Consider the following 24,432-nt stretch of genomic DNA (forward strand, 5'->3'; position numbering starts at 1 on the left):
CGTGCTGATAAAGGAGCAGCTCATGTTGGAATCCTCCGCCCAGCAGCTTGGCGACATCGACATCACCCCCACAGAACGAGAGGAAAGCGTTCAGACCGCCAGCGGCGGATTTCTCGATCGCTATTTCGGCATTTCCAAAACCGGCAGCACGGAAAAACGCGAGATCGTCGCGGGCGTTACGACGTTCCTCGCGATGGTCTACTCCGTGTTCGTCGTGCCGGGCATGCTCGGCAAGGCCGGCTTCGACACGAGCGCGGTGTTCGTCGCGGTGTGCCTCACGACCGCGTTCGGCTCGCTGCTGATGGGCGTGTGGGCGCGTCTGCCGATCGCGATCGGCTGCGCAATCTCGCTGACTGCGTTCACGGCCTTCGGTCTCGTGCTCGGCAAGGGATTGACGCCGAACATCGCGCTCGGCGCCGTGTTCCTGATGGGCGTCGTGTTCACCGCGATCTCCGTCACCGGCGTGCGTTCGTGGATCCTGCGCAATCTGCCGACGGGCGTCGCGCACGGCACGGGCATCGGCATCGGCTTGTTCCTGCTGCTGATCGCATCGAACGATGTCGGGCTCATCATCAAGAATCCCGCGCCCGGCATGCCGGTGTCGCTCGGGCATATCACGGCGTTTCCGGTGCTGATGTCGGTGGCGGGCCTCGCCGCGATCTTCGGTCTGGAGCGCCGGCGCGTGCCGGGCGGCATCCTGCTGGTGGTGATCGGCCTGTCGGCGATCGGCCTGATCTTCGATCCGTCCGTGCGCTTTCATGGCGTGTTCGCGCTGCCGGCGTTGTCGGCGCCGGGCCATGCATCGCTGATCGGTGCGATGGACATCAAGGGAGCACTCTCGATGGCCGTACTGCCGAGCGTGCTCGCGCTCGTGATGACCGCCGTGTTCGACGCGACCGGCACGATCCGCGCGGTCGCGGGCCAAGCGGGCCAGATCGACAAGAACGGACGCATCGTCAACGGCGGCCGCGCGCTGACCGCCGATTCGCTCAGCTCGATCTTCTCCGCCTGCTTCGGCGGCGCGCCGGCTGCGGCGTATATCGAATCGTCGGTGGGCGTGGCGGCGGGCGCGAAGACGGGTCTCGCGGCAAGCGTCGTCGGCGTGCTGTTCCTGGTGGTGATGTTCCTGTCGCCGCTCGCCGCGCTCGTGCCTTCCTACGCGACGGCGCCTGCGCTGATGTACGTCGGCCTGCTGATGCTCGGCAACGTGAGCAAGCTGCATTTCGAGGACACGGTCGACACGATGTCGGGCCTCGTTTGCGCGGTGTATATCGTGCTGTCGGCGAATATCGTGACGGGCATCATGCTCGGCTTTTGCACGCTCGTGATCGGCCGCATCGTCGCGGGCGAATGGCGCAAGCTGAATGTCGGCACGGTGGCGATCGCGGTCGTGCTCGCGGTTTTCTATCTCGGCGGCTGGGCGATCTGATCGACGGCTCTATCGCGTGAAGCGAAACGGCGCGCTGCCCGAGAGGACAGCGCGCCGTTTTTCATGGCCGTGTTACTTCGTGACGAGCGCGACGGAACCCGTCTCCAACAACGACTTCAAATTCGACAGAATCTTCGGCCATCCGCCCGACACGGCCTCGATGAACGGTTTGCTCTCGCTGACGTGCGTGACCGTGAGCTTGACCGCATCGCCGAGCGCCTCGATGTCGTAGGTGCAGCGCGACCAGCCCGCGTCCTTCAGATCGTCGCGAAATTCGTTGCGCCATTTCAGCACGAGGCGTTTGCCCGGCTCGGCTTCGAGCACTTCTCCGGCATCCGCGACGCGTCCATCGGAAAACAGCATCTTCCACGCGGAGCCTGCTGACCAGTCGGATTCCTGATGCATCCCGAACCAGTACTGCCGAACGAACTCAGGCGTCGTCAGCGCTTCCCACAGCTTTCCCGGCGTCGTGCGGATGTAGGTCACATACACAAACGTGTCGCTACTCATGATCGTCTCCTTCAAGCGTGCGTTTCAGGTCGGACAAAGCGTCCAGCCGCGGACGCTCGAACTTGCTGATCCAGCGTTGCGCGATCTCGTGGATCGGCACCGGATTAAGGAAATGACGCTTCTCGCGGCCATGACGCTGCGTCGACACGAGATTCGCGTCTTCGAGTATCGCGAGATGCTTCGACACGGCCTGCCGCGTCATGCCGAGGCCGTCGCATAAATCGCCGAGCGTCTGGCCGTTCGCCTCGCGAAGCCGGTCGAGCAGTTGCCTGCGGCTCGCGTCGGCGAGCGCGCGAAAAACCGAATCGTCATCCATGAACGGATTATGCAACCATTTGGTTGCATGTCAAGCGCGAAAACGACAACGCCCCGGAAGCTCTTCACTTCCGGGGCGTTGCGGATGATGCTCTTGACCGGGATGCTGTCGCGCGCGGCTTACTTGCGGCGATACGATTCGACGAGAATCTCGCAGTTCTGGAGATGCAGTTGCAGCGCACGGTTCCACTCACGACGCACCGCAGCCTTTGCCGCGCGCAGCCAGGAACCGAACGAAACGACCAGGGATTGTTGTGCGGTGGTTTTCATGTGGGTCTCTCAGGGTAAGTAGCTAGGGAATAACCCTAACTATACGCCTTTCTCGCTGCACCGCAACACGTTTTCAAAAAAGCAACAGGGTATTCCCTAGGTCGATCGGTCAATTTTTCTCCGGCGCGTCGGGCGCCAACTGCACGCCCTTTTTGAAGATGAAGCAGCCGTAACCCCGAGATTCGCCGGTGGCGATCACGCAATACGCGTTCTTCGCGCGCTCGTAGAAGGCAAAACGCTCGATCGACGCCAGCGGCACGGCGCGCCCCTCGGCGTCATCGACTTCACGCTGCGCTTCGCGTTGCACGGCGGGCAGCGCGGCCGCGTCGCCGACGACCTCCATGCGCTGAGCAGGATGATCGACGAACGTATCGAGCGGCAGCACCGACAGCACCGCCCGCACCGCGCGCGGCGAACTCACGCCGTCGAGCCGCAGCACGCGCCCGAGCACCGTCTGTCGCGCGACGGAATCGGCGGGAAAGTTGGCGTCGCAGATCACGACTTCGTCGCCGTGACCCATCGCGCAGAGCGCGTGCAGGATGTCCGCGTTGAGCAGCGGATCGATGTTCTTGAGCATGTTTCTTGTTCTCCATGACGTAAGGCCAGCCGAATCTATGGTACCCGCCGCCGCGCAACCGAGGCGCAGCTAAGGCACGAGCAGGTCGCCCTGCCGCGCCGCGTCCGCGCCCGCGATGCGCGCGACCAGCATTCCCGCCGTCGCGAAGCGCGTCCAGTGCCGCGCGTAGAGCAGCCCTTCCGTCTGCGCCACGAGCGGCACGAGGCGATCGTCGAGCGGATCGAGCACGTCGGCGATGACGTCGCCCGCGCGAATCCGCTCGCCGATTTCGCGCCGATGCAGAATCACGCCCGACATCGGCGCGTGGATGTACTCGCATCCCGCAAGCGGCGTCGCGGGATTGCGCAGCGGCGGCGGCTTCGGCGCATCGCCTGCGATCATGCCGATGTGCGTCAGATAATCGACGATCGCCTGTGCATCGCGCGCCGCCATCTCGTGCGACACGTCCCGCACGCCGCGCAGTTCGAGCGTGACGGATTGCGCGCCCATCGGAATCGGAAAGCGCTCGCCGAGCGCACCGCGCAGATAGCGCCACGCCGCCGTGCACGCCTCGTCGAACGGCTCGCCGCCCGACACGTCCGCAAGCAATTGCGCCTCGCTGCCGAGATAGCGCGCGAGCGGTTCGATCGCGGGCCACGCGCCGGGCGTCGTGTAGAGATGCGCGACGGCTTCCCAGTCGCAATGCAGGTCGATGACGAGATCCGCGTCGCACGCGAGTTTCATCAGCTCGATGCGTTGCGATCCGAGCTCGGTCGCCGCTTCGAGCGCCGCCAGATGCTCGCGCAGCGCCGCGCGGATGAGCCGAGCGTTCCGCGTCGCGTCGCCCGTCAGACGGTTCTTGAGTTCGAGCGCCAATTCCGCGCCGAACTCGGGAAAGCGCCGGTTGAAGTCCTGCCCCGAGCGCATCTCGAAGCGGCCCATTTGCGTGCCGAACCAATGCTGGTTCAATCCCGCCGGATTCGCGACCGGCACGACTACGACACGCGCGTTCAGCTTCCCCGCTGCTTCCAGTTCGGCGAAGCGCCGCTTCAGATACCACGCGACGACCATGCCCGGCAATTCGTCGGCATGCAGCGAAGCCTGGATATAGACCTTCGGCGCCGCGTCGCCGTCTTGCGGACCGAATCGATAGCTCGTGATCGCGCGCCCTGTGCCGAGCGACGCGCCGACGAGCGGATGATGATGAACCTGCATCTTCGATGTATCTCTCGTCGAAAGCGAAAAGAAAAGGCATCGCGAACGATGCCTTTCCGGTCGAAAACGAATGCGGCGGGCGGCGCTTACTGGATCGAGATATCCGTCTCGAAATACTTCGCCATGATGCGCTTGAACGTGCCGTTCTTCTTGATCTCGGCGAACGCGTTGTTCAGGCCGTTCTTCAGATCGGCGTCGCCCTTGCGCAGACCGATGGCCGTGCCAGGACCGATGATCGCCTTGTCCTCGACGATCGGGCCGACGAGCGCGAACGGCTTGCCCTGCGGCTTCTTCAGAAAGCCGATGGCGGCTTGCGCGGCGTCGGTGAAGATCGCGTCGATGCGGCCCGCGACGAGATCGGCCTCGACCTGTTCCTGATCGCCGTAAGCCACGACGGTCACGCCTTGCGGCTCCCATTTCACTTTCGCGTAACGCTCCTGCACCGTGCCTTGCTCGACGCCGACGCGCTTGCCCTTCAATGCCTGCGGCGTCGGCAGGATGCCCGAGCCGGCGCGCGCGACGAGTTGCGCGTGCGTGTCATAGAGCGGATCGGTGAAATCGATCTGCTTCAGGCGCTCTTCGGTGATGCCCATGTCGGACAACACGGCGTCGAATTTGCGGGCCTTGAGGCCGGGAATCATGCCGTCGAAATTGTTTTCGACCCACACGCACTTGACCTTCATCTGCGCGCAGAGCGCATTGCCGAGATCGATATCGAAGCCGGCGAGCTTGCCGTCGGCCTGCTTGGATTCGAACGGCGGATAGGACGGATCGACGGCGAAACGGATTTGCGTGATTTCCTTCGCTTGCGCCGAGAAAGACACGGCGGCGAGTGCTGCAAGCATCGCGAACGATGCGGACTTCTTCAATGACATGCTTTTCCTTCAGGACTTTCGATGAGACCGCGAAACGTCGCGCGCGGACGCGCGCGAAAAACCGTGAATGGTAACAAAATCGCACGATTGATCGGACGACGCGCGTCAAGGCACGACCGAAAGAAACAGGAAAGCCGCAAAGATCACGAGATGCACGACGCCTTGGAGCACGGTCGAGCGGCCCGTGCCGAGCGTAATGACGGACACGAGCAGCGTGAGCGCGAGCATGACGATTTCCTTGGGCGCGAGCCCGAGCGAAATCGGCTGGCCCATGAAGATCGACACGACGGCCACTGTGGGAATAGTCAATCCGATGCTCGCGAGCGCCGAACCGAGCGCGAGATTCAAGCTCGTCTGGAGGCGGTTCAGGCGCGCCGCGCGCAAGGCGGCGAGTCCTTCCGGCAGCAGCACGAGCGCGGCGATCACCACGCCGACCACAGCCTCGGGCGCGCCCGCCGCCGCGACGCCCGCTTCCACCGCCGGCGACAGCAGCTTCGCCAGCCCGACCACCGAAACCAGCGAAAGCATCAGAAAGATGAGCGCGACCCACGCCTCCCGGTTGCTCGGCGGCGGCGCGTGCGGCGCCTCGTCCTCGTCCTGCACGCCCGCGGCGGCCGGCGGCGCGAACGGCAGGAAATAATCGCGATGGCGGATCGTCTGCACGAACACGAACGTCACGTACAGCACGAGCGAAATCACGCCGACGAAGATCAGTTGCGACGTCGAAAGCGCGGGACCGGCGACCGTGCTCGTGAAATTCGGCAAGACCAGTGTAAGCACGGAAAGCGCGCACAGGATCGCGAGCGCGGCGCTCGCGCCTTGCAGCTGAAAATCCTGCACGTGATGCCGCAAGCCGCCGATCAGCAGACACAGCCCGACGATCCCGCAACTGCAGATCATGATCGCGGCGAACACCGTGTCGCGCGGCAGACCGGCTTTTTCCGGACCCCCGGAAAGCATCACGGAGACGATCAGCGCGACTTCGATCACCGTGACGGCGACCGCGAGCACCAGCGTGCCGAACGGCTCGCCGACGCGATGCGCGACCACTTCCGCGTGATGCACCGCCGCGAACACGGCGAACGCCAGCGCGATGGCCGCGAGCACGATCAGCGCGCCGCTGTGTATGAAAGCGGCCGCGGCCAGCACGACGAGCGCGAGAATCGGGGAAACGAGGGTCCAGTCCAGCTTGAATTTCATCGGCGCTCCGGGCGGATCGGTTGAATGGGATCGTCGGCTCTTGCGATGTAGCCACGAGGTTGCAGCAAAAACGCGCCGAATGCATCGGACCTGCGCGAGCGCCGCGCGTGCGAAGGGATTGCCGTGACAAAGGGCCGCAGACCATCGGCATCATAGCGAAAACGCAACCGCGCGCCTTCGGCACGAACGGGTGTATTTATTGCGCAATTGTCAGAGAATAACGGCTCCAGTGGTTACGTTAAGCACGGAGACACATGCTCGTCGCACCGATACCCGAGAACGAATCCGCCCGCCTTGCCACCCTGCGCACGCTCGGCATCCTCGATACGCCCGCCGAAGAACGCTTCGACCGGTTGACGCGTCTCGCGCGCCGCGTCTTCGACGTACCCATCGCGCTCGTCTCGCTCATCGACGAAAACCGTCAGTGGTTCAAGTCGTGCGCGGGTCTCGGCGTGCAGGAAACCTCGCGCGACATTTCTTTCTGCGGACACGCGATCCTGCAAGACGACGTCTTCATGATTCCCGACGCCCGCGCAGACGTCCGCTTTCACGACAACCCGCTCGTCTCGGGCCATCCGGGCATCCGTTTCTACGCCGGTCAGCCGCTCATGGTGCCCAACGGCAGCAAGCTCGGCACACTCTGTCTCATTGACACGCGCCCGCGCGAGCTGGACGGCGACGAACGCGGCCTGTTGCGCGATCTCGCGCATATCGCGGAACAGGAGATCGCGGCGATCGAGCTCGCGACCGTCGACGAGCTGACGCTCATCGCGAACCGGCGCGGCTTCGAAGCGCTCGCGCAGCATGCGCTGAACGTCTGCAAGCGCCTTGAGCGCGACGCGTCGCTGCTCTTCTTCGATCTCGACGATTTCAAGCAGATCAACGACACCTTCGGTCATGCGGAAGGGGATCGCGCGCTCGTGACCTTCGCCGCCGCGCTGCGCGAATCGCTGCGGGAGAGCGATGTCATCGGCCGTCTGGGCGGCGACGAATTCGTCGCCCTTCTGACCGACGCCCGCGAAGACGAAACGCGCCGCGCGCTCGATCGCCTGCGCGAATTGCTCGCCGCGAGCAATGCGGCATCGGCGCCGGGTTATCGGATTCGCTTCAGCGTCGGGCAGACACAGTTCGACGCCGATCGGCATTCGTCGGTGATCGATCTGCTCGCGGCAAGCGACAGCAAGATGTACGCGCAGAAAGCCGCCCGCAAAAGCGCTCCGGCGCGCTAGCGCCAACGAGCGTTGCGATCTGTGCTTTGATCCGAAACAGATTGCGTTTATTCAAATAAAAGGCGTCGCAGGCAGCGATTGTCCAGCGCGCCGCCAAACGAAATACTTATTCAACGCGCCGAAAATACGGCGGGAATAAGTTCGACGTCAAAAAACGTAATAATCGCGTCAGCCGGGCACGAAGCAAAAACCGAAAATCAGTGTTTCAGTTGAACTGACGCACTTCCATCATATAATTTATTTCAATCGGCAAAGAAAATTTACGCGGACTAAATCATGTTCCTATAACAAAAAGGTATTCTCTGATGATTATCTCGTCGAATTTCAATCATCAATTCAGGAGAAGACAATGACGACTATCTTCGCGAAACTCGCGCTGTGCGCCGCGGTTGCAGGCGCGTTATGCAGCATGGTAAGCGCATCGGCGAAGGAAACGGCGACCGCGCATAAACCAGATCCCGCCGCAATGGAAGCGCTGGCCAAAATGAGCGCTTATATGCAAACCGTGAAGCAGTTCGTTCTGGATGTCGATTCGACGACAGATCAAATCATGGTGGACGGTAAAACGGCACAATTGGTCCAGTTGTCGCACACGACGAAGCTGACCGTAAATCGCCCCGATCATCTCAAGGCGGATATTTCCGGCGGTGCGCCTGGCAGCAGTCGTCACGCCTATTTCGACGGAAAGCACTTCACGCTTTACACTGAGCCGGGCAAATACTATGCGACGGTGCCGGCGCCGGCCACCATCAAGGAACTGATCAGCGATCTCGGCGACAAGTACGGAATCGAATTGCCGTTAAGCGATATTTTCACGCTGGGAGCGAATCCGGACGACATGAAAAGAGTGCTTTCCGCCGCCTATCTCGGTGACGAGACAATAAACGGCGCGACGTGCTCACATTATGCATACCACGAAAAATCGGTCGATTGGCAGCTCTGGGTTCAGAAAGGCGATAAACCGCTGCCGTGCAAGTTGAATATCGTGACATTGTCGGACAAGGAGCGGCCGCAATACACGGCGATTTATCGCTGGAACCTCAATCCTGAAATCGGAAATGGCGCATTCGCATTCTCGGCCCCTGAGAACGCGCGCGAAATCAAAATCGTGCAGGTCAAAGACACGCAATAATCGATTAATGTAGAGATCATCATCATGAATTTGAAGAACTTCTCAAGCACGGCATGCGCGGCGCTCTTACTGGCAACAATCGCGTCGACGGCAAGCGCCTTTCAAGTCCGCGGCGGCGCTCAAACGTCCGTGAATAGCGGCGCCTGGCAGAGCGCGCATGAAACCAATGTCGCGACACGGCAAGCCAACCGCACGACGCGTGAGGGCAACCGGCAGGACACCGTTCAGCAGGTCAGTTCGAACCGAACGAACGCGGCGACAAACATCAGCAATAACCGGATGAATGCGGCGCAGAACATCAGTGACAACCACGGCTGCTGCTACAACAACGGCGGCTGGTACAACGACCATCCGGTGGCAACCGCTGCCGCCGTCACGACAACCGTGGTCGCGACGGCAGCCATAGTCGGCTCCATCGTTCATACACTGCCGCCCAGTTGCTCCGCGATCAGCGTCAACGGCGTGACGTATCAGCAATGCGGCTCGACGTGGTATCAGCCGCAATACTCGGGCACGTCCGTTCAGTACGTGGTGGTCAACGCGCCTCACTGACCCGCGGTCGAGTTCGCTTCACTCGCTGCCGCTCTCGCGGAAATACAGGCGGCGCGGCAGGCCCCACACTATCAGCATCGCGCCCAGCAGGCACGCGCACGCGATCGCATAGAGGCCGGGCGTCGCGCTGCCGGTCATCGTCTTCACTTTGCCGACCATGTACGGACTGATGATCCCGCCGAACTGCCCGACCGAATTGATGAGCGCGATGCCGCTCGCCGCTGCGATACCGGTGAGAAAGCGCGTCGGCAGAATCCAGAACAGCCCGAGCGACGTAATGATGCCCGTCGCGGCGATCGTGAGGCCGATCACGAGCATCACCGTGTTCGTCGGGAAAAAGCCGCACAGCACGTAACCGATCGTGCCCGCGAGCGCGCATGCGCCGAGGTGCCAGCGCCGTTCGCCGGTCCGGTCCGAATGCTTGCCGATCAGGATCATGCCGATGCCCGCGACCGCGTAAGGCAGCATCGAGATCAGGCCGATCATGAACGGATCGCTCGTGCCCGCGGTTTTCACGAGCTGCGGCATCCAAAAGACGAGCCCGTAGATGCCCATCGCGAGGAACAGATAGATGAGCGCCATCACGAGCGTGACGGGCTGGCTGAACGCGGCCTTCAGCGAATGCACTTCGCCGACTTTCGGATCGCGCGCGAGTTGCGCTTTCAGCGCGCGCTTTTCGCCGGCGTCGAGCCACTTTGCGTGATCGACGTCGTCATCGACGAACGCGAGCACGACAAAGCCGAGCAGCACCGACGGAATGCCTTCGAGCAGAAAGAGCCATTGCCATCCGGGCATGCCGTTCAGGCCATCGCAGAACTTCATGATCGCGCCCGACAGCGGGCTGCCGATGATCCCGCACAGCGCGATCGACGCCATGAAAAACGAGTTGATGCGCCCGCGCCGCGACGACGGAAACCACTTCGTGAAGAAGTACAGCGCGCCCGGCACGAAGCCCGCTTCGAGCGCGCCGATCAGAAAGCGCAGCACGTAGAACCACGTTTCGCTGCGCACGAACATCATGCACGCCGACGCGATGCCCCACGTAATCATGATGCGCGCGATCCAGCGCTTCGCCCCGACGCGATGCAAAACGATATTGCTTGGCACTTCGAATAAAAAGTATCCGACGAAGAATACGCTCGCCCCGAAGCCGTACATGGCGTCGGAGAAGCCGAGCTCGCTTTGCATCTGCAGCTTCGCAAAGCTGATGTTGATGCGATCGAGATACGAAAACACGAAGCACGCGACGAACAGCGGCACGAAGCGCCAGAACACTTTCTTGTAGATGCGGCTGTCGTCGAGCGTCGCCTCGCGCGGGGCGGCGAAGGTATTCATGTGGCTTGTCTCCTTGATTTTCTTGTCTTGACGCGTGTGTTCAGTAAGTCGCGCGTCCTCCGGAGAGATCGAAGACCGCGCCCGTCGTGAACGAGTTCTCCGACGAAGCGAGGAACGCGACCATCGATGCGATCTCGTTCACTTCGACGAAGCGTCCGCGCGGAATCTTCGACAGCATGTAGTCGATGTGCTCCTGCTTCATCTGCTCGAAGATTTTCGTGCGCGCGGCGGCGGGCGTCACGGCGTTCACCGCGATATCGAGGCCGGCCGTTTCCTTGCCGAGACTCTTCGTCAGCGCGATCACGCCCGCCTTCGCCGCACTGTACGCCGACGCGTTCGGATTGCCTTCCTTGCCCGCGATCGACGCGATGTTGACGATGCGTCCATAGCCGCGCGCGATCATCGCCCTGACGATCGCCTGATTCACATGGAACGCCGCGTTGAGGTCGACGTCGATCACGCGCGACCATTCTTCCGGCGCGTAATCGGCGACCGTCGCGTTCGCGCCCGCGATGCCCGCGCTGTGCACGAGCACGTCGATTTGCCCGAAGCGCTCCAGCGTGCGCGACGTCGCGTTGGCAACTGCATCGCGATCCGTCAGATCGACGAGCACGGTCTGAACGTCGCCCAGACGCGCGCGGGCATTCGCCAGCGCGGCTTCATCGCGATCCCACAACGAGACGCGCGCGCCGCCTTCGAATAGACGCTGCGCCACCGCGTAGCCGATGCCCTGCGCGCCGCCCGTCACGACAGCCGCGCGATTCGTGAAGTCGTATCGGTTCATGCGTCCACCGTGCGTTGTTGTTGAACGCCCAGACCTTCGATGCCGAGGCGCATCGTCTGTCCCGCGCGCAAATAGATGGCGTCCGGCTTCTGCCCCATGCCGACGCCCGGCGGCGTGCCCGTCGAAATGACATCGCCCGGTTGCAGGCTCATGAAGCGCGAGAGATACGCGACGATCTCGCCGACCTTGAAGATCATCGTGCTCGTGTTGCCGTTCTGATAACGCTTGCCGTCGACTTCGAGCCAGAGCGGGAGCTTGTGCGGATCGGGCACTTCGTCGGCGGTGACGAGCCACGGACCGATCGGGCCGAACGTATCGCAGCCCTTGCCCTTGTCCCAGGTGCCGCCGCGCTCGATCTGATATTCGCGCTCGGAGACATCGTTGATGACGCAGTAACCGGCGACGTGACTCATCGCATCGGCTTCGTCGATATACGCGCCGCCCTTGCCGATCACGACGCCCAGTTCCACTTCCCAATCAGTCTTCTTCGAGCCGCGTGGAATGCGCACATCGTCGTTCGGGCCGACGACCGCCGAGAGCCACTTGTTGAACACGACCGGCTCCGACGGCACCGGCAGATTCGATTCCGCCGCGTGATCGGCGTAATTGAGCCCGATGCAGATGAACTTGCCGATGCGTCCGACACACGGCCCGATGCGTTCGTTCGAAGGCACGACGGGCAGTGTCGATGGATCGAGCTTCGCGAGACGTGCGAGCGATTCGGGCAGGAGCGCATCGCCCGCGATATCGCCGACGACGCCGGACAAGTCGCGGATCGCGCCGCTGGAATCGAGAAGGCCGGGTTTTTCGCGGCCGGGAGCGCCGTATCGCAGCAGCTTCATGAGTCGGTATTTCCTTGACGAGGTGAACGGAACCCACAATGTAGAGAACGCTGCATCGCTTGAATAATGAAAGCTGCTGCCGGGGCAATAACTTTCCGTTATCTTCTCGTTGTCCCTATGCCTGCCGAAACCATGCTGCCGAATGCCGATTCCATCGCCGCGCGCTTGCGGCTCAAGCAACTGCGCCTGCTGATCGCGCTCGACGATCATGGCTCGCTGCATCGCGCCGCCGACGAAATGGCGCTTACGCAGCCCGGCGCGACCAAGGCGCTGCGCGAGATCGAAGCGACGCTCGGCGCCACGCTCTTCACGCGTTCGGCGCAAGGCATTCAGCCGAACGAACTCGGGCGCTGCGTGATCCGCTATGCGCGGCTGATTCACATGGACGTCGCGCATTTACGCGAGGAAATGGCGGGCATTCTGCAAGGCACGGGCGGACGGCTCGCCATCGGCGCGATCACCGGCGCGGTGTCGGGCGTGCTCGTCGATGCACTCGCGCGACTGCGCGAGCGGCAGCCGGCGCTGACCATCGAAGTCGTCGAAGACACGAGCGCGCGCCTGCTCGCGCTGCTGGATCAAGGCAGGCTCGACGTCGCGATCTGCCGTGCGAGCGTCGCGCGTCAGCCGGATCATTACCACTACGTCGAGTTGCGCGACGAACCGCTCGCGATCGTCGCGGGCGTCTCCCATGCGCTCGTCGATGCACCGCGCGTCGAGTTGAGCGAACTCGCTTCGAGCCGATGGATCGTCTATCCGGCCATCATGCCGATCCGCAGCCTCTACGAGCGCGAGTTCAAGGAAGCGGGGCTGCCGCTGCCCTTGCATCCGATCGAAACGGCATCGACCATCACGACCGTCCTGCTGCTGCAGCGCGATCCGACGCTCGTCGCAATGATGCCGCTCGACATGGCGACGTTTCTCGCCGGACACGGACTCGCGAAGCGGCTTGCCATCGCGGTGCGTTCGCGCACGGAGCCGTATGGCGTCGTGACCAGAAAAGGCGCGGCATTGCCGGCGCCCGCGCGGCTCATCATCGAGGAACTGACGCGCGAAAAAAACGCGGACGGGTGATGTGGCCGTCCGCGTTTTCGGCTTCGACTGCCACGCCGCTTACGACACCAGCTCGGCGTTCAACGTGATCTTCGCGTTGCCCGCAAACAGCTTCGACACCGGACAGCCCTCTTTCGCGGCCTGCGCAGCCTTGTCGAAAGCGGCTTTGTCGGCGCCGGGAATCTTCGCCTTGAGATCGAGCTGGCAGGCGGTGATCGTGAAGCCGTCGCCGTCTTTATCGAGCGTCACGGTCGACTTGGTTTCGAGGCTCTCGGCCTTCATGCCGGCCAGCTCGAGTTGCAGCGAGAGCGCCATCGTGAAGCAGCCCGCGTGCGCCGCGCCGATCAGCTCTTCCGGATTGGTGCCCGGACCTTCCTCGAAGCGCGACTTGAAGCCGTACGGCGCCTCGTTGAGCACGCCGGTCTGCGTCGAGATGAAACCCTTGCCGTCCTTGATGCCGCCGCTCCATTTTGCCGATGCTGTCTTTTGCACGAGAGTTCTCCAGAAGATAAATTGGAACCGACGATTCGCACGCGCCGTGCCCGAACGGCGCCCTTCGATAGCCCGAGCGCTTGCATCGTAGCCGATCGCTCGAGCGGGTGCAGGGAGCCTGCGCATTGGACTATCATCGCCCGTTCGCGTTTAACACAACACCACATCACATGGGTCCACCTACCGAACGCATCACCGAAGACCGCACGCCGCCCGATCACGTCGATGTCGTCGTCGTGGGCGGCGGCGTCATCGGCATCAGCACGGCGCGCGCGCTCGCCGAAAAAGGCTTGTCGGTCGCCGTGTGCGAAAAGGGCTATATCGCCGGCGAGCAATCGAACCGCAACTGGGGATGGTGCCGCGCGACGCATCGCGACCTGCGCGAACTCGAACTGAGCCTCGAAAGCCTCAAGCTCTGGCGGCGCATCGATGCGGAACTGGGCATCGACACCGGCTTTCGCGAATGCGGCATTCTCTACGCCGCCGACGATGCCAAAGCCCTCGCCGATCACGAAGCCTGGCTCGCGCGCGCCGTCGCGCTCGTCGGCCGCGACGCGCTCGATTCGCGTATCACGTCGCCCGACGAAACCGGCGCGTTGATGTCCGGCACGTCGCGACGCTTCGCGGGCGGCATCTACACACCGAGCGATGGCCGCGCGGAACCGCAACGCGCCGTGCCCGCCATGGCCGCAGCGCTGCGCGAACGCGGCGTGAAAGTGCTCACGCCCTGTGCGGTGCGCGGCATCGAAACGAGCGGCGGCGCGATACACGGCGTGGTCACGGAACACGGACGCATCCGCTGTTCGAGCGTGGTCATCGCGGGCGGCGCGTGGACGCGCTATTTCGCGGGCAGTCTCGGCGTAGATGTGCCGCAACTCATGGTGCGTTCGTCGGTCATGCGCACCGCGCCGCTCGACGGCGGACCCGACGTCAGCGCGTGCAATCAGGAAATGGGCTATCGCAAGCGTCTGGACGGCGGCTACACCATCGCGAATGCGTTTCACAGCTATCACGACATCACGCCCGACAGCTTTCGGCTCCTCGTCAAATTCCTGCCCGCGCTCAGGAGCCAGATCGGTTCGATCAAGCTCGGACTCAACGCGCGCTTCTTCGAGGAACTTCGACGCCCGCGCCGCTGGCCGCTCGACCGGCCGACCGTCTTCGAAACCGCGCGCACGCTCGATCCGGTGCCGGTCGAATCGTTCAACGAAGCGGCGGTCACGGAGTTCCGCAAGCTCTTTCCGGCGCTGAATCCATTGCGCATCGAACAAGCGTGGGCGGGCTATATCGACGTGACGCCAGATGCCGTGCCGGTCATCTCCCGCGTGGATGGCAAACCGGGGCTTTTCATCGCGACGGGTTTCTCGGGGCACGGCTTCGGCATCGGTCCGGGCGCGGGCCGACTGATGGCGGATATCGTCGCGAACGACGCACCGATCGTCGATCCCCGCGCGTTTCGCCTGTCGCGCTTCTTCGACGGCAGCAAGATCGAGCTCGACGGCGGATTCTGATGCGTCGCGCGACCGCGCGTCGGCGGCGCGCACGCGCTAACATACCGGTTTTGCGGACGTCGCCGGAAACGCGGCGTTCGCCCGGTTCAGTCAAACGGCGCAAACACGCGCCGTTCGTTTTTGAGGCTCACATGGCATCCACGTCAGTTCTTTATATCGACGTCTGGTCGGACTTCGTGTGTCCGTTCTGCTATCTCGAGACGCCCGTGCTCGACCAGTTCCGCAACGCATACGGCGATGCGGTCGAGATTCGCTGGCACGCGTTCGAATTGCGTCCGGAGCCGACGCCGCTCGTCGATCCGAACAGCGAGCAGATCGTCGAATCGTGGGAGAAATCGGTGCGTCCGCTGGCGGAAGAACGCGGCGTGACGATGCGTATGCCGCCGGTCGCGCCGCGCAGCCGCAAGGCATTCGAGACGGCGATGTTCGCGCGCGAATCCGGCCGCTACGATCTCGTGCATCGGGCGATTTTCAAGGCGTATTTCGAGGAAGGCATCGATATCGGCGATACCGACGCGCTGCTCGACATCGCGGCGACCTGCGGCGTGGATCCCGAACTGCTCGAGGAAGCGCTCGATGACGGCACGTACACCGATCTCGTGATCGAAGACGAAGAGTTCGCGAAGAAGCTCGGCGTGACGGGCGTGCCGTTCGCTGTGCTGTCGCGCGAGCCCGCGCCCGGCCAGGAACCGCCGCCGCCGATCGCGCTGCGCGGCGCCGCGCCGATTCAGCATTTCGAGGCGGCGGTCGAGCGGCTCTTTCCCGACGGCTTTCCGGGCGCCTGAAGCGCGTCGAGGCCGCTTAGCTGTGCTCGGCCATAAACGATTTCAGCGCGATCCGCTGCGACGGTTCGAGCGTTTCGAACTCGAGCCCGTACGCCGCGCTGCCATCGGCAGGATCGGTCGCGCCGACATGGCGCACGATCGCGATGGTCTCGATCTTCACCTCGACGCCATCGGTCCTGAACTGAAATGAAAGTTGCAGACGCTCGCCCATGTGCGCGACCGGATTCGCGACGGTCAGCGACATGCCGTACGGACTGATGTCGCTCACGCGGCCCAGTTGCAGCGCGCTCTGCGGCTCCCCGACGGCCGCGAAATGCGCCGCGAGACGAGTCGGCATCCGCGCGAACTTGCGCGTGCGCAATCGGCGGATCGCGCCCGGCGCCGATAGCACCGCGTAATTGAACGGCTCGCGGCAGGTGGCATCGACGGTGCAGGCGAAGCGGAACACGCCCCGCCCCGTCAGCGCGACCAGATCGACCTGCTCGCCCAGCGTCAGAACGAGCGGATCGAATCCCGCCATCAAAGGCTGCGTCACGAAGAGCGAACGCTCGCCATTGCGGCGCGGCGTCGAAAAGCCGATCACGCGGCTCGCGTACATGGCAGAACCCGTGCCGCCCGTGCCGCGCAAGCCGACCCGCGCGCCGATCGTGAGACCGATGTCCTCCAGCGTCAGCGGCCCGTCCTTCGCGAACTCTTCCTCGGGCGCGCTCGGCGCTGCCGCCTGAATCGCACGATTCGGCTCGAAGTGCCGGAACATGAATTCGAGCGCCGCGCCGTCCGGCACGACGGCGCCGGCGTCGAACAACATCGCGCCATCTGCGGCGACGATCGGCCATTCGAGCGGCGTGCCAAGCGGAATCTCGGACGGTTCGAGACGCGCCAGCGACTGGCGCGCATCTGCGACGGTTTCTTCGGTCATCTTATCGGACGATTCTTAGGTGTTTTCCGCAATCGTCGTGCTTGCCGGGGTTGCCGTCAAGTGCTGTATGGCAAGTTTTACGTTAGCGTACTGATATTTTTTCCGCGCGATGGATTTTCTACCGGGCCAAGCGTCGCATGAGTTTATGCGCACAAAGTTTCGCTGCGACTCATGTTCAGCGAACCGTAGCGCCCGATTCGGCCGAATGAGGAACGGGTTTTTGCGGCGAATTCGTCACGCTTTCGATGGCAGCCAGCACTTGCGGCACGTCGGGAGGTGCGCCCTCTTCGCCGATCGACACCGACCGTCCGGGATCATTCACGCCGAAATGCTCTCGCGAGGTCGCGGCAAACAACATCACGGTGCGGCGCTGCAGGGCGTGCGCGAGATGCACGAGCCCGGTATCCGCGCCGACAACGAGTTCAGACGCCTGAATCCAGTGGGCGCATTCCACGACCGACAGCTTCGGCAGCACGGTCGCACCCGGCACGAGCGCGGCGATGGCTCGCGCCTCGTCCTGCTCGCGCTCCGTTCCCCACGGCAGCGCGATCGAATAACCGCGCGCGGTCAGCCAGCGGCCGACTTCGCCCCAATGCGACTGCGGCCACTTCTTCACGTCCGCCGACGTCGCATGAAACAGCATCGCGATGCGCGCGTCGCGCGGAATGTTCAGTTCGCGGGTGGGCGCGGGCAGGCGGATGTTGAAGTCGGGCGGGTCTTCCAGACGATAGCCGAGCGCATCCGCGACGCTCACGCGCATGCCGCGCCAGGCATCGGTGAGCGGACGCGGACCGAAGCGCGCGTTGTACGCGAAAGCCGCGCCGCGCTCGCCGAGATCCTGATTCAGATACCCGTAACGCCGCCGTCCGCGCGCGATGAACGCGATGATCGCGCTCTTGTAGACACCGTGAATATCGACGATCACGTCGTATTTTTCCGCGCGCAACTCACCGATCGACGCGCCGATCTCCTTCAGATCGTTCCAGCTGCGCGCCTTCTTGAACTTGCGCAAGGGCGCGCTCAGCACGCGATCGACGCCGGGATTCCAGCGGATGATATCGGCGAAGGCGGCGTCCGCGGCCCAGTCGATTTTGGCGGAAGGAAACGCGCGCCGCAGATCGGCAACGACGGGTAGCGTCTCGACGATATCGCCGAGAGACGTGACTTTGACGATCAGAATTCGCTTCATGAACGGGACGAGAATGTTCCGGTGCGAGTCGCGGCCAGCGGCAATGCTGGGCCGAACCCGGAAAACCAGCGATTCTAATGAATTTGAGACGAACGCGATGTCAGCGTTTGTAAGGACTATCCGGAAACGGACGCTGCGACGGCTTCAGAATAGACCAATTCACAGCGTCCGGTTGCCGCGACGCGCGCCCGTCGATCAGAGCGAACGCGTCGAGAACGTGTCGCACTGGGCGACATCGCCCGATGACATGCCGCGCCGCAGCCAGCGCTGGCGTTGCGCGCTCGTCCCGTGCGTGAACGCCTCGGGCACGACGCGACCTTGCGATTGCTGTTGCAGACGGTCATCGCCGATCGCGGCCGCCGCGTTCAAGCCTTGCTCGAAATCGCCCGGCTCGATCAGCTTGGCGTTCTCGCGCTGCGCGACCGCGGCCCAGACGCCCGCGAAGCAATCCGCCTGCAACTCGACGCGCACCGACAGCGCGTTCGCCTGCTCGCGCGACATTCGCGAGCGCGCCTGATCGACCTTGTTCATGATGCCGAGCGCGTTCTGAACGTGATGCCCGACTTCATGCGCGATCACATACGCCTGCGCGAAATCGCCGCTCGCGCCGAAGCGGTCGCGCAACTCGCGATAGAACGAAAGATCGATGTACACCTTGCGGTCGTTCGGGCAATAGAACGGGCCCATGGCTGCCTGCCCGGTGCCGCACGCGGTTTGCGTGGCGCCGGAAAACATCACGAGCCGCGGCGCCGGATAGTCCTGATTGAACTGCGCGCGAAAGATGTGCTGCCACGTCTGTTCCGTGTTGCCGAGCACGCGGCGCACGAACACGGCGCCGGGATCGTTGGCCGGTTGCGCATTGGACGGTGCGGCCTGCTGTTGCGGCGCGTTGCCATGCAGAACTTGCGCGCCGTTGATGATCGTCATCGGATTGATGCCGAAGAAATACGACGCCGCGAGCGCCACGACGATCGTCCCGATGCCGATCGATCCGCCGCCCATTCGAAAACCGCCCCCGCCGCGCCGGTCCTCTACATTCTGACTTTCCTGCTGGTCATCGAGGCGCATGATGCTTCTCCTTCCTACGCGCACGTCGCGCGTGTCAAAAGCGATTATGGTAACCGCGCCTGTCGCACGTCCCGTGCCGCGACAACGTAAAAGTTCTTTCTGAACCGATCAAAACCGGCGCCTCTTGCGCGCGGCGATTCCAGTGCGGTCGATTGTCGCGAAAACGCGTGCGCGATCTTGCCGCAGCGCACTAAATCTCCATCTCGAAATCATCGAGAAATCAATCCGATAGCGGTGCTAAACCCTTGAAACTGCGGCATTTGCGCGCAATGACAATTCACTGACGCAGCGCAACACCCGTCTCGAAACAGAGCTAAGCTCCGGCCCGTCGCACGTCTCGATCAGCACAGGACACAACCGCTCCCGACTGCGGGCGCGCGTGAATTTCAAGGCACAAGTCATCATGCATTCGACTCCCGAAGCACTCGATCTGGCCCGAATCCAGTTCGCGTTCACCGTCTCGTTCCACATCATCTTTCCGGCGCTTTCCATCGGGCTCGCGAGTTTCATCGCCGTGCTCGAAGGCGCGTGGCTCAAAACCGGCAAGCCGGTCTACAAGGAGCTGTGTCTCTTCTGGTCGAAAGTCTTTGCCGTCGCGTTCGGCATGGGCGTCGTGTCGGGCGTCGTCATGGCGTACGAATTCGGCACCAACTGGGGCGGCTTTTCGAGCTTCGCCGGTCCGATCACCGGGCCGCTGCTCACCTATGAAGTGATGACCGCGTTCTTCCTCGAAGCGGGCTTCCTCGGCATCATGCTGTTCGGCTGGAACAAGGTCGGCCCGAAGGCGCACTTCGGCGCAACGCTGATGGTCGCCATCGGCACGCTCATCTCCACCTTCTGGATTCTCGCCTCGAATAGCTGGATGCAGACGCCGCAGGGCTTTCGCATCGAAGGCGATCATGTCGTGCCGGTCGACTGGTGGGCGATCATCTTCAATCCGTCGTTTCCGTACCGGCTCGCGCATATGGCGATTGCGGCGTTCATCGTGGCGGCGCTCGTCGTGGCCGCGACCGGCGCGTGGCATCTGCTGAAAGGCCGGCGCGATCCGGCCATCAAGAAGATGTTTTCGATGTCGCTCTGGCTGCTGCTCGCCCTGACGCCGATTCAGGCGCTCGTCGGCGACGCGCACGGCCTCAACACGCGCGAACATCAGCCGGCGAAGATCGCGGCGATCGAAGGCATCTGGGAAACGGAGAAAGGCGGCACCGCGCTCAATCTCTTCGGCATTCCCGACATGGAAGCCGAAACGACGAAATACGCCGTGCAGATTCCGCATCTCGGCAGCCTGATCCTCACGCATAGCTGGGACGGCGAGATTCGCGGCCTGAAGGAATTCCCGAAGGAAGACCGTCCGAACTCGACGCTCGTGTTCTGGAGCTTCCGCGTGATGGCCGGACTCGGCGTGCTGATGATCGTGATGTCGTTCGCGGCGTGGTGGCTGCATCGCAGGCGCAAGCTGTTCGAGGCGCGCTGGTTCCATCGCTTTGCGCTTGCGATGGGTCCGAGCGGATTCATCACGCTGCTCGCGGGCTGGGTCACGACCGAAGCCGGACGCCAGCCTTGGGTCGTGTACGGCGTGATGCGTACTGCCGATGCCGTCTCGCCGGTCACGGCGCAGCAAGTCGGCGTGTCGCTGCTCGCGTTCGTGATCGTCTACACCTTCGTCTTCGGCACGGGCATCTACTACTTGCTGAAGCTGCTGCGTCACGGCCCCGCGTTGCCGGGCGCGTCGACGCAGCCGTCGGACGGCAGCGCGCGGCGTCCGCTCAGCCTTCCGAATCAGTCCATCGAAGGAGCTTAAGAACATGGACCTCACACTCGCCTGGGCCGCGATCATCGCGTTCGGCCTGTTCCTTTACGTCGTGCTCGACGGCTTCGACCTCGGCATCGGCATTCTCTTCCCGTTCTTTCCGGATCAGCACGATCGCGACGTGATGATGAACACCGTCGCGCCCGTCTGGGACGGCAACGAAACGTGGCTCGTGCTCGGCGGCGCGGGATTGTTCGCCGCGTTCCCGATGGTTTATTCGACCGTGCTGTCCGCGCTGTATCTGCCGCTCGTGCTGATGCTCGTGTGCCTGATTTTCCGCGGCGTGTCGTTTGAAATCCGCGCGAAGGCGCAGCGCACGAAGCATATGTGGGATCTGGCGTTCATCGGTGGATCGGCGGGCGCGACGTTCTTTCAGGGCGTGGCGCTCGGCGCGTTTCTCGACGGCATTCCGGTCGCCGACGGCCGTTTTTCCGGCGATGCCTTCGGCTGGTTCACGCCCTTCTCGATCTTCACGGGCGGCGCGCTGGTCGTCACTTATGCGCTGCTCGGCGCGTGCTGGCTGATCGCGAAAACGGAAGGCGATCTGCAGCGGCGGATGTATCGCGTCGTGTGGCCGCTGACCGTTCTGCAACTCGCGACGATCGCGGTCGTCAGCATCTGGACGCCGTTGCAAGACGCGGGCATCGCGTCGCGCTGGTTCGATTCGCCGTGGTTCTATCGCATGTTGCCGGTGCCCGTGCTCGTCGCGGTTTGCGCGTGGGCGATGCGCCGCTCGATCGCATCGCGTCACGAGAAGCGGCCGTTTGCCGTCGCGCTCGGCTTCGTGTTTCTCGGCTACTCGGGTCTGGTGCTGAGCGTGTCGCCGCACGAGATTTTCCCCGGCGTTTCGATCTGGGATGCGGCCGCGCCCCGTTCGAGCCAGCTCTTCACGATCGTCGGCGCGGCGGTGATTCTGCCTGTGATCGTCGCTTACACGACGCTAGGCTATTGGGTCTTCAGAGGAAAGGTGCGTCATGGCGAACATCACTACCATTGAGCGCGCGCGCAAGGTGTTCTGGTTCGTCGCGTTGTGGATGGCGGGCGTCGGCGGCGCGATGCTGCTCGCGCTGCCGTTCAAGTTGCTGATCAAGGCGGGCGCGGCGATTCATTGAGGCGCCGCGCGCGTTCAGAACACCGCCGCCGCAATCACCCCGCCAACGATCCCGAACACCACGACCGACGCGGCCACGAACGCGAGCACGCGCGGCGGAAACGACCGCGCGAGCATCGCGAGCGACGGCACGCTGACGGGCGGCAAGGTCATCAAGAGCGCGCCGGCCGGTCCCGTCGCCATGCCGAGCGAAAGCATCGCCTGAATGATGGGCACTTCGCCGGCGGTCGGAATCACGAAGAGCGTGCCCGCGACGGCAAACGCCGCGATCCACCACATGCCGTTGCCGATATCCGGACCGATGTGCGGAAAGAGCCAGGCGCGCGCCGCGCCAAGCAGCAGCACGAGCACGATGTATTCGGGCACGAGCCGCAACGTCATGCGTCCGAGAATTTTGATCCAGCGCGAAAACGCCGTGCCCGGCTCGTCCTCTTCGATCAGCTTGGCAAGCGCCTGACGCGACGACGCCGCCTGCGCCGGCGTCACCATCCGGTTGATCGCGTAGCCGAGGCCGAACACCATCAATACGCCGAGCACGAGCCGCAAACCGGTCCACTGCCAGCCGAGCACGAAGCCCATGAAAACCAGCGCCGCCGGGTTGAGCACGGTATTGCCGAGCCAGAAGGCGACGGCCGCGCCCGGCGCCGCTTCGCGCGCACGCAGCCCCGCGACGACGGGCGCGGCGCAACACGTGCACATCATGCCGGGCAAGGACATCAACCCGCCGTTCACGACGCTGCCGAAGTTGTGCTCGCCCAGCGCCCGCGCGACCCAGCGCGGCGGAATCAGCGCCTGCACCGCGGAGCCGAGCAGAAGGCCGAGCACCATCGCCTGCCAGATGGCCTTGCCGTAGGCGATCGCGTAGTCGAGCGCGGCTTGCCACGACGGCTCCGGCGCGCTCGCCGACGTGCCCATCAGAATGGATTTGCCGATCGAATGCTGGCTCGCCGCGACGAACGCGCGGTTGTAGTACGGAAACCATTTCACGTAGAACAGGCCCACGACGGCGATCAGCAGGAATACCAGCCAGCCGCGTGCGACGCGAGGTTGTGAAAACGTGGTCATATCTTTTTCTTTCGAGTGATGAAATTGAATCAGAGCGCGGGCGTCGTCTCGGCGAGCCGGGCGAGCAAGGCTTTCGCCTGATCGACGCTGTCCGCGTCGTTCGGACGGAACAGCACGTGCGCCGCATGCGGCAGCTTCGTATAGAGCGCCTGGCTGCTGCGTCCATACGCCGGATCGTAATGACGGTCGATCAGTTCGGCGAAAAGCTCCGCGCGCGCGTTGTCATCGATCAGCCGATGCCAGTGCGCGACGCGCTCCCGGCTATGCAGCGCGACGAGCTTCGACAATTGCGCCTTGAAAAACACGGGATCGTCGAAAAGATGCGCGTAATCCTGCAGCAAGAACGCGATGCGGTCCTCGCGCCGCGCCTCGACTTCCACGCACGACGCCGCGTGCAGATTGTCGAGGATGGCGTCGGGCATCGTGATCGATCCGATGCGCCGCCCTTCCGCTTCGACAAAAACCGGTTTCGCCGGATCGAAGCCCGAAAGCGTCTTCAGGAGCGCCGAATCGAACGCTTTTTGCGTCGGCTGCGGGCGTCCCGGCAGCGCGCCGAGCAAGGAACCGCGATGCGCGGCGAGTCCTTCGAGATCGAGCGTCTGCGCGCCGGCCGCGTCGAGCGCCTTCAGCAGCCGCGTCTTGCCGCTGCCCGTATGGCCGATCAGCGCGACATAGCGAAAACGTCCGGGCAGCGTGCCGAGCCGCTCGATCACGTCGCGCCGATAGCTCTTGTAGCCGCCGTCGAGTTGCCGGGCCTGCCAGCCGATCATGTTGAGCCACGTCGTCATCGAGCCGGAGCGCTTGCCGCCGCGCCAGCAATAGACGAGCGGACGCCAGTTGCGCGGCTTGTCGGCGAAGATCGTGTCGAGATGCATCGCGATATTGCGCGCGACCATCGCCGCGCCGACGCGCGTCGCCTCGAACGGTGAGACCTGCTTGTACATCGTCCCGACGATCACGCGCTCTTCGTTGCTGAGCACGGGCGCGTTGATCGCGCCGGGAATGTGATCCTCGGCGAATTCGAGCGGTGTGCGGACGTCGACGATTTCATCGAACTCGCTCAGGCGATCGATGGGAACGAGCAGGTTTTTCACGGGCTTGCGGGCGGGTTTTGGCTGAATCGAGCGAAAAATTATCGCATGCGGGCGGATTTCGGCCCGGACGCGCTTTTTTTGACCGACGCGCGAT

Annotated in this window: 26 protein-coding genes; 10 read left to right on the forward strand and 16 right to left on the reverse strand. The window is 63.4% G+C overall.

Going from position 1 to position 24,432, the window contains the following annotated elements; translation table 11 throughout:
* Window positions 1–22 precede the first annotated feature (22 nt).
* Window positions 23–1,429 (forward strand): NCS2 family permease, encoded by a 1,407-nt coding sequence (locus LDZ23_RS18595; protein WP_008353171.1) that lies wholly within the window; start codon window positions 23–25, stop codon window positions 1,427–1,429.
* A 72-nt stretch (window positions 1,430–1,501) separates the two neighbouring features.
* Here the strand turns inward: LDZ23_RS18595 and LDZ23_RS18600 are convergent, their stop codons facing one another.
* The 7 genes from LDZ23_RS18600 to LDZ23_RS18630 form a co-directional block, all read right to left on the reverse strand.
* Window positions 1,502–1,939: an SRPBCC family protein gene (locus LDZ23_RS18600; protein WP_008353168.1), complete on the reverse strand. Its 438-nt coding sequence runs from the start codon at window positions 1,937–1,939 to the stop codon at window positions 1,502–1,504.
* Window positions 1,932–2,255, reverse strand: a complete 324-nt coding sequence (locus tag LDZ23_RS18605; RefSeq protein ID WP_008353166.1) for an ArsR/SmtB family transcription factor — start codon at window positions 2,253–2,255, stop codon at window positions 1,932–1,934. Before LDZ23_RS18605 ends, LDZ23_RS18600 begins: the two co-directional genes overlap by 8 nt.
* Before the next feature lie 119 nt (window positions 2,256–2,374).
* Complete coding sequence (locus tag LDZ23_RS18610) at window positions 2,375–2,524, reverse strand: hypothetical protein (RefSeq protein ID WP_157695790.1); 150 nt, start codon at window positions 2,522–2,524, stop codon at window positions 2,375–2,377.
* A gap of 109 nt (window positions 2,525–2,633) precedes the next feature.
* Complete coding sequence (locus LDZ23_RS18615; protein ID WP_008353164.1) at window positions 2,634–3,101, reverse strand: RbsD/FucU family protein; 468 nt, start codon at window positions 3,099–3,101, stop codon at window positions 2,634–2,636.
* A 69-nt stretch (window positions 3,102–3,170) separates the two neighbouring features.
* Window positions 3,171–4,295 (reverse strand): succinylglutamate desuccinylase/aspartoacylase family protein, encoded by a 1,125-nt coding sequence (locus tag LDZ23_RS18620; RefSeq protein ID WP_244808149.1) that lies wholly within the window; start codon window positions 4,293–4,295, stop codon window positions 3,171–3,173.
* 86 nt (window positions 4,296–4,381) lie between these two features.
* Window positions 4,382–5,170 carry an ABC transporter substrate-binding protein gene (locus tag LDZ23_RS18625; RefSeq protein WP_008353160.1) on the reverse strand — a complete coding sequence of 263 codons (789 nt, stop codon included), beginning with the start codon at window positions 5,168–5,170 and terminating at the stop codon, window positions 4,382–4,384.
* Window positions 5,171–5,275: 105 nt separating this feature from the next.
* Window positions 5,276–6,370, reverse strand: a complete 1,095-nt coding sequence (locus LDZ23_RS18630; RefSeq protein ID WP_008353159.1) for a calcium:cation antiporter — start codon at window positions 6,368–6,370, stop codon at window positions 5,276–5,278.
* 254 nt (window positions 6,371–6,624) lie between these two features.
* Here LDZ23_RS18630 and LDZ23_RS18635 point away from each other — a divergent pair, with 254 nt between their 5' ends.
* The 3 genes from LDZ23_RS18635 to LDZ23_RS18645 all read left to right on the forward strand — a co-directional run bounded on the left by LDZ23_RS18635 (window position 6,625) and on the right by LDZ23_RS18645 (window position 9,283).
* The gene (locus LDZ23_RS18635) at window positions 6,625–7,599 is read left to right on the forward strand and encodes a GGDEF domain-containing protein (protein WP_008353157.1); all 975 of its coding nucleotides are present in this window, start codon (window positions 6,625–6,627) and stop codon (window positions 7,597–7,599) included.
* Between the two features lie 349 nt (window positions 7,600–7,948).
* Complete coding sequence (locus LDZ23_RS18640) at window positions 7,949–8,731, forward strand: DUF2092 domain-containing protein (RefSeq protein ID WP_008353156.1); 783 nt, start codon at window positions 7,949–7,951, stop codon at window positions 8,729–8,731.
* A gap of 129 nt (window positions 8,732–8,860) precedes the next feature.
* On the forward strand, window positions 8,861–9,283 hold the full coding sequence (locus LDZ23_RS18645) for a DUF6515 family protein (protein WP_309792415.1): 423 nt from the start codon (window positions 8,861–8,863) through the stop codon (window positions 9,281–9,283).
* An 18-nt stretch (window positions 9,284–9,301) separates the two neighbouring features.
* Here the strand turns inward: LDZ23_RS18645 and LDZ23_RS18650 are convergent, their stop codons facing one another.
* The 3 genes from LDZ23_RS18650 to LDZ23_RS18660 are packed head-to-tail and all read right to left on the reverse strand — an operon-like array spanning window position 9,302 to window position 12,244.
* Window positions 9,302–10,618 carry an MFS transporter gene (locus LDZ23_RS18650; protein ID WP_008353154.1) on the reverse strand — a complete coding sequence of 439 codons (1,317 nt, stop codon included), beginning with the start codon at window positions 10,616–10,618 and terminating at the stop codon, window positions 9,302–9,304.
* 40 nt (window positions 10,619–10,658) lie between these two features.
* Window positions 10,659–11,402 (reverse strand): SDR family oxidoreductase, encoded by a 744-nt coding sequence (locus LDZ23_RS18655; RefSeq protein ID WP_008353153.1) that lies wholly within the window; start codon window positions 11,400–11,402, stop codon window positions 10,659–10,661.
* Window positions 11,399–12,244, reverse strand: coding sequence for a fumarylacetoacetate hydrolase family protein (locus LDZ23_RS18660; protein WP_008353152.1), 846 nt, complete (start codon window positions 12,242–12,244; stop codon window positions 11,399–11,401). Before LDZ23_RS18660 ends, LDZ23_RS18655 begins: the two co-directional genes overlap by 4 nt.
* 132 nt (window positions 12,245–12,376) lie before the next feature.
* Between LDZ23_RS18660 and LDZ23_RS18665 the strand changes: the two genes are divergently transcribed.
* Window positions 12,377–13,315, forward strand: coding sequence for a LysR family transcriptional regulator (locus LDZ23_RS18665; RefSeq protein WP_008353151.1), 939 nt, complete (start codon window positions 12,377–12,379; stop codon window positions 13,313–13,315).
* Window positions 13,316–13,354: 39 nt separating this feature from the next.
* Here the strand turns inward: LDZ23_RS18665 and LDZ23_RS18670 are convergent, their stop codons facing one another.
* The gene (locus LDZ23_RS18670) at window positions 13,355–13,786 is read right to left on the reverse strand and encodes an OsmC family protein (protein ID WP_008353150.1); all 432 of its coding nucleotides are present in this window, start codon (window positions 13,784–13,786) and stop codon (window positions 13,355–13,357) included.
* A gap of 170 nt (window positions 13,787–13,956) precedes the next feature.
* On the opposite strand from LDZ23_RS18670, the gene LDZ23_RS18675 reads away from it, so the two are divergent.
* Together LDZ23_RS18675 and LDZ23_RS18680 are read left to right on the forward strand one after the other, a co-directional pair.
* Window positions 13,957–15,297 carry an NAD(P)/FAD-dependent oxidoreductase gene (locus LDZ23_RS18675; RefSeq protein ID WP_244808150.1) on the forward strand — a complete coding sequence of 447 codons (1,341 nt, stop codon included), beginning with the start codon at window positions 13,957–13,959 and terminating at the stop codon, window positions 15,295–15,297.
* 131 nt (window positions 15,298–15,428) lie between these two features.
* Window positions 15,429–16,082: a DsbA family oxidoreductase gene (locus tag LDZ23_RS18680; RefSeq protein WP_033537055.1), complete on the forward strand. Its 654-nt coding sequence runs from the start codon at window positions 15,429–15,431 to the stop codon at window positions 16,080–16,082.
* A gap of 16 nt (window positions 16,083–16,098) precedes the next feature.
* Here the strand turns inward: LDZ23_RS18680 and LDZ23_RS18685 are convergent, their stop codons facing one another.
* From LDZ23_RS18685 to ypfJ, 3 genes are all read right to left on the reverse strand, one after another.
* Window positions 16,099–17,001 carry a flagellar brake protein gene (locus tag LDZ23_RS18685; protein WP_008353144.1) on the reverse strand — a complete coding sequence of 301 codons (903 nt, stop codon included), beginning with the start codon at window positions 16,999–17,001 and terminating at the stop codon, window positions 16,099–16,101.
* Between the two features lie 175 nt (window positions 17,002–17,176).
* Window positions 17,177–18,190 carry a lipopolysaccharide heptosyltransferase I gene (gene waaC, locus LDZ23_RS18690; protein ID WP_008353143.1) on the reverse strand — a complete coding sequence of 338 codons (1,014 nt, stop codon included), beginning with the start codon at window positions 18,188–18,190 and terminating at the stop codon, window positions 17,177–17,179.
* Window positions 18,191–18,385: 195 nt separating this feature from the next.
* Entirely contained in the window at window positions 18,386–19,258 is an 873-nt protein-coding gene (gene ypfJ / locus LDZ23_RS18695) for a KPN_02809 family neutral zinc metallopeptidase (RefSeq protein WP_008353142.1), read from the reverse strand.
* A 403-nt stretch (window positions 19,259–19,661) separates the two neighbouring features.
* Here ypfJ and LDZ23_RS18700 point away from each other — a divergent pair, with 403 nt between their 5' ends.
* The 3 genes from LDZ23_RS18700 to LDZ23_RS18710 are packed head-to-tail and all read left to right on the forward strand — an operon-like array spanning window position 19,662 to window position 22,180.
* Window positions 19,662–21,059 (forward strand): cytochrome ubiquinol oxidase subunit I, encoded by a 1,398-nt coding sequence (locus LDZ23_RS18700; RefSeq protein ID WP_008353141.1) that lies wholly within the window; start codon window positions 19,662–19,664, stop codon window positions 21,057–21,059.
* Window positions 21,060–21,063: 4 nt separating this feature from the next.
* Window positions 21,064–22,065, forward strand: a complete 1,002-nt coding sequence (gene cydB / locus LDZ23_RS18705; protein WP_008353140.1) for a cytochrome d ubiquinol oxidase subunit II — start codon at window positions 21,064–21,066, stop codon at window positions 22,063–22,065.
* Window positions 22,043–22,180, forward strand: coding sequence for a hypothetical protein (locus tag LDZ23_RS18710; RefSeq protein ID WP_167357759.1), 138 nt, complete (start codon window positions 22,043–22,045; stop codon window positions 22,178–22,180). The genes cydB and LDZ23_RS18710 overlap by 23 nt, the downstream gene beginning before the upstream one ends.
* A 14-nt stretch (window positions 22,181–22,194) precedes the next feature.
* On the opposite strand, the gene LDZ23_RS18715 is transcribed toward LDZ23_RS18710, so the two are convergent.
* Both LDZ23_RS18715 and mnmH read right to left on the reverse strand, forming a co-directional pair.
* Window positions 22,195–23,244 carry a permease gene (locus tag LDZ23_RS18715; protein WP_008353139.1) on the reverse strand — a complete coding sequence of 350 codons (1,050 nt, stop codon included), beginning with the start codon at window positions 23,242–23,244 and terminating at the stop codon, window positions 22,195–22,197.
* A gap of 29 nt (window positions 23,245–23,273) precedes the next feature.
* Entirely contained in the window at window positions 23,274–24,338 is a 1,065-nt protein-coding gene (mnmH, locus tag LDZ23_RS18720; protein WP_244808151.1) for a tRNA 2-selenouridine(34) synthase MnmH, read from the reverse strand.
* Window positions 24,339–24,432: the final 94 nt, after the last annotated feature.

It is taken from the genome of Caballeronia zhejiangensis, from assembly GCF_022879815.1.
Taxonomy (GTDB): Bacteria; Pseudomonadota; Gammaproteobacteria; order Burkholderiales; family Burkholderiaceae; genus Caballeronia; species Caballeronia zhejiangensis.

Bases quoted from the DNA above. Each gene is read 5' to 3' on its own strand.
- LDZ23_RS18595 (WP_008353171.1), top strand. From the start codon at position 23: ATGTTGGAATCCTCCGCCCAGCAGCTTGGCGACATCGACATCACCCCC.
- LDZ23_RS18600 (WP_008353168.1), bottom strand. From the start codon at position 1,939: ATGAGTAGCGACACGTTTGTGTATGTGACCTACATCCGCACGACGCCG.
- LDZ23_RS18605 (WP_008353166.1), bottom strand. From the start codon at position 2,255: ATGGATGACGATTCGGTTTTTCGCGCGCTCGCCGACGCGAGCCGCAGG.
- LDZ23_RS18610 (WP_157695790.1), bottom strand. From the start codon at position 2,524: ATGAAAACCACCGCACAACAATCCCTGGTCGTTTCGTTCGGTTCCTGG.
- LDZ23_RS18615 (WP_008353164.1), bottom strand. From the start codon at position 3,101: ATGCTCAAGAACATCGATCCGCTGCTCAACGCGGACATCCTGCACGCG.
- LDZ23_RS18620 (WP_244808149.1), bottom strand. From the start codon at position 4,295: ATGCAGGTTCATCATCATCCGCTCGTCGGCGCGTCGCTCGGCACAGGG.
- LDZ23_RS18625 (WP_008353160.1), bottom strand. From the start codon at position 5,170: ATGTCATTGAAGAAGTCCGCATCGTTCGCGATGCTTGCAGCACTCGCC.
- LDZ23_RS18630 (WP_008353159.1), bottom strand. From the start codon at position 6,370: ATGAAATTCAAGCTGGACTGGACCCTCGTTTCCCCGATTCTCGCGCTC.
- LDZ23_RS18635 (WP_008353157.1), top strand. From the start codon at position 6,625: ATGCTCGTCGCACCGATACCCGAGAACGAATCCGCCCGCCTTGCCACC.
- LDZ23_RS18640 (WP_008353156.1), top strand. From the start codon at position 7,949: ATGACGACTATCTTCGCGAAACTCGCGCTGTGCGCCGCGGTTGCAGGC.
- LDZ23_RS18650 (WP_008353154.1), bottom strand. From the start codon at position 10,618: ATGAATACCTTCGCCGCCCCGCGCGAGGCGACGCTCGACGACAGCCGC.
- LDZ23_RS18655 (WP_008353153.1), bottom strand. From the start codon at position 11,402: ATGAACCGATACGACTTCACGAATCGCGCGGCTGTCGTGACGGGCGGC.
- LDZ23_RS18660 (WP_008353152.1), bottom strand. From the start codon at position 12,244: ATGAAGCTGCTGCGATACGGCGCTCCCGGCCGCGAAAAACCCGGCCTT.
- LDZ23_RS18665 (WP_008353151.1), top strand. From the start codon at position 12,377: ATGCTGCCGAATGCCGATTCCATCGCCGCGCGCTTGCGGCTCAAGCAA.
- LDZ23_RS18675 (WP_244808150.1), top strand. From the start codon at position 13,957: ATGGGTCCACCTACCGAACGCATCACCGAAGACCGCACGCCGCCCGAT.
- LDZ23_RS18680 (WP_033537055.1), top strand. From the start codon at position 15,429: ATGGCATCCACGTCAGTTCTTTATATCGACGTCTGGTCGGACTTCGTG.
- LDZ23_RS18685 (WP_008353144.1), bottom strand. From the start codon at position 17,001: ATGACCGAAGAAACCGTCGCAGATGCGCGCCAGTCGCTGGCGCGTCTC.
- waaC (WP_008353143.1), bottom strand. From the start codon at position 18,190: ATGAAGCGAATTCTGATCGTCAAAGTCACGTCTCTCGGCGATATCGTC.
- ypfJ (WP_008353142.1), bottom strand. From the start codon at position 19,258: ATGCGCCTCGATGACCAGCAGGAAAGTCAGAATGTAGAGGACCGGCGC.
- LDZ23_RS18700 (WP_008353141.1), top strand. From the start codon at position 19,662: ATGCATTCGACTCCCGAAGCACTCGATCTGGCCCGAATCCAGTTCGCG.
- cydB (WP_008353140.1), top strand. From the start codon at position 21,064: ATGGACCTCACACTCGCCTGGGCCGCGATCATCGCGTTCGGCCTGTTC.
- LDZ23_RS18710 (WP_167357759.1), top strand. From the start codon at position 22,043: ATGGCGAACATCACTACCATTGAGCGCGCGCGCAAGGTGTTCTGGTTC.
- LDZ23_RS18715 (WP_008353139.1), bottom strand. From the start codon at position 23,244: ATGACCACGTTTTCACAACCTCGCGTCGCACGCGGCTGGCTGGTATTC.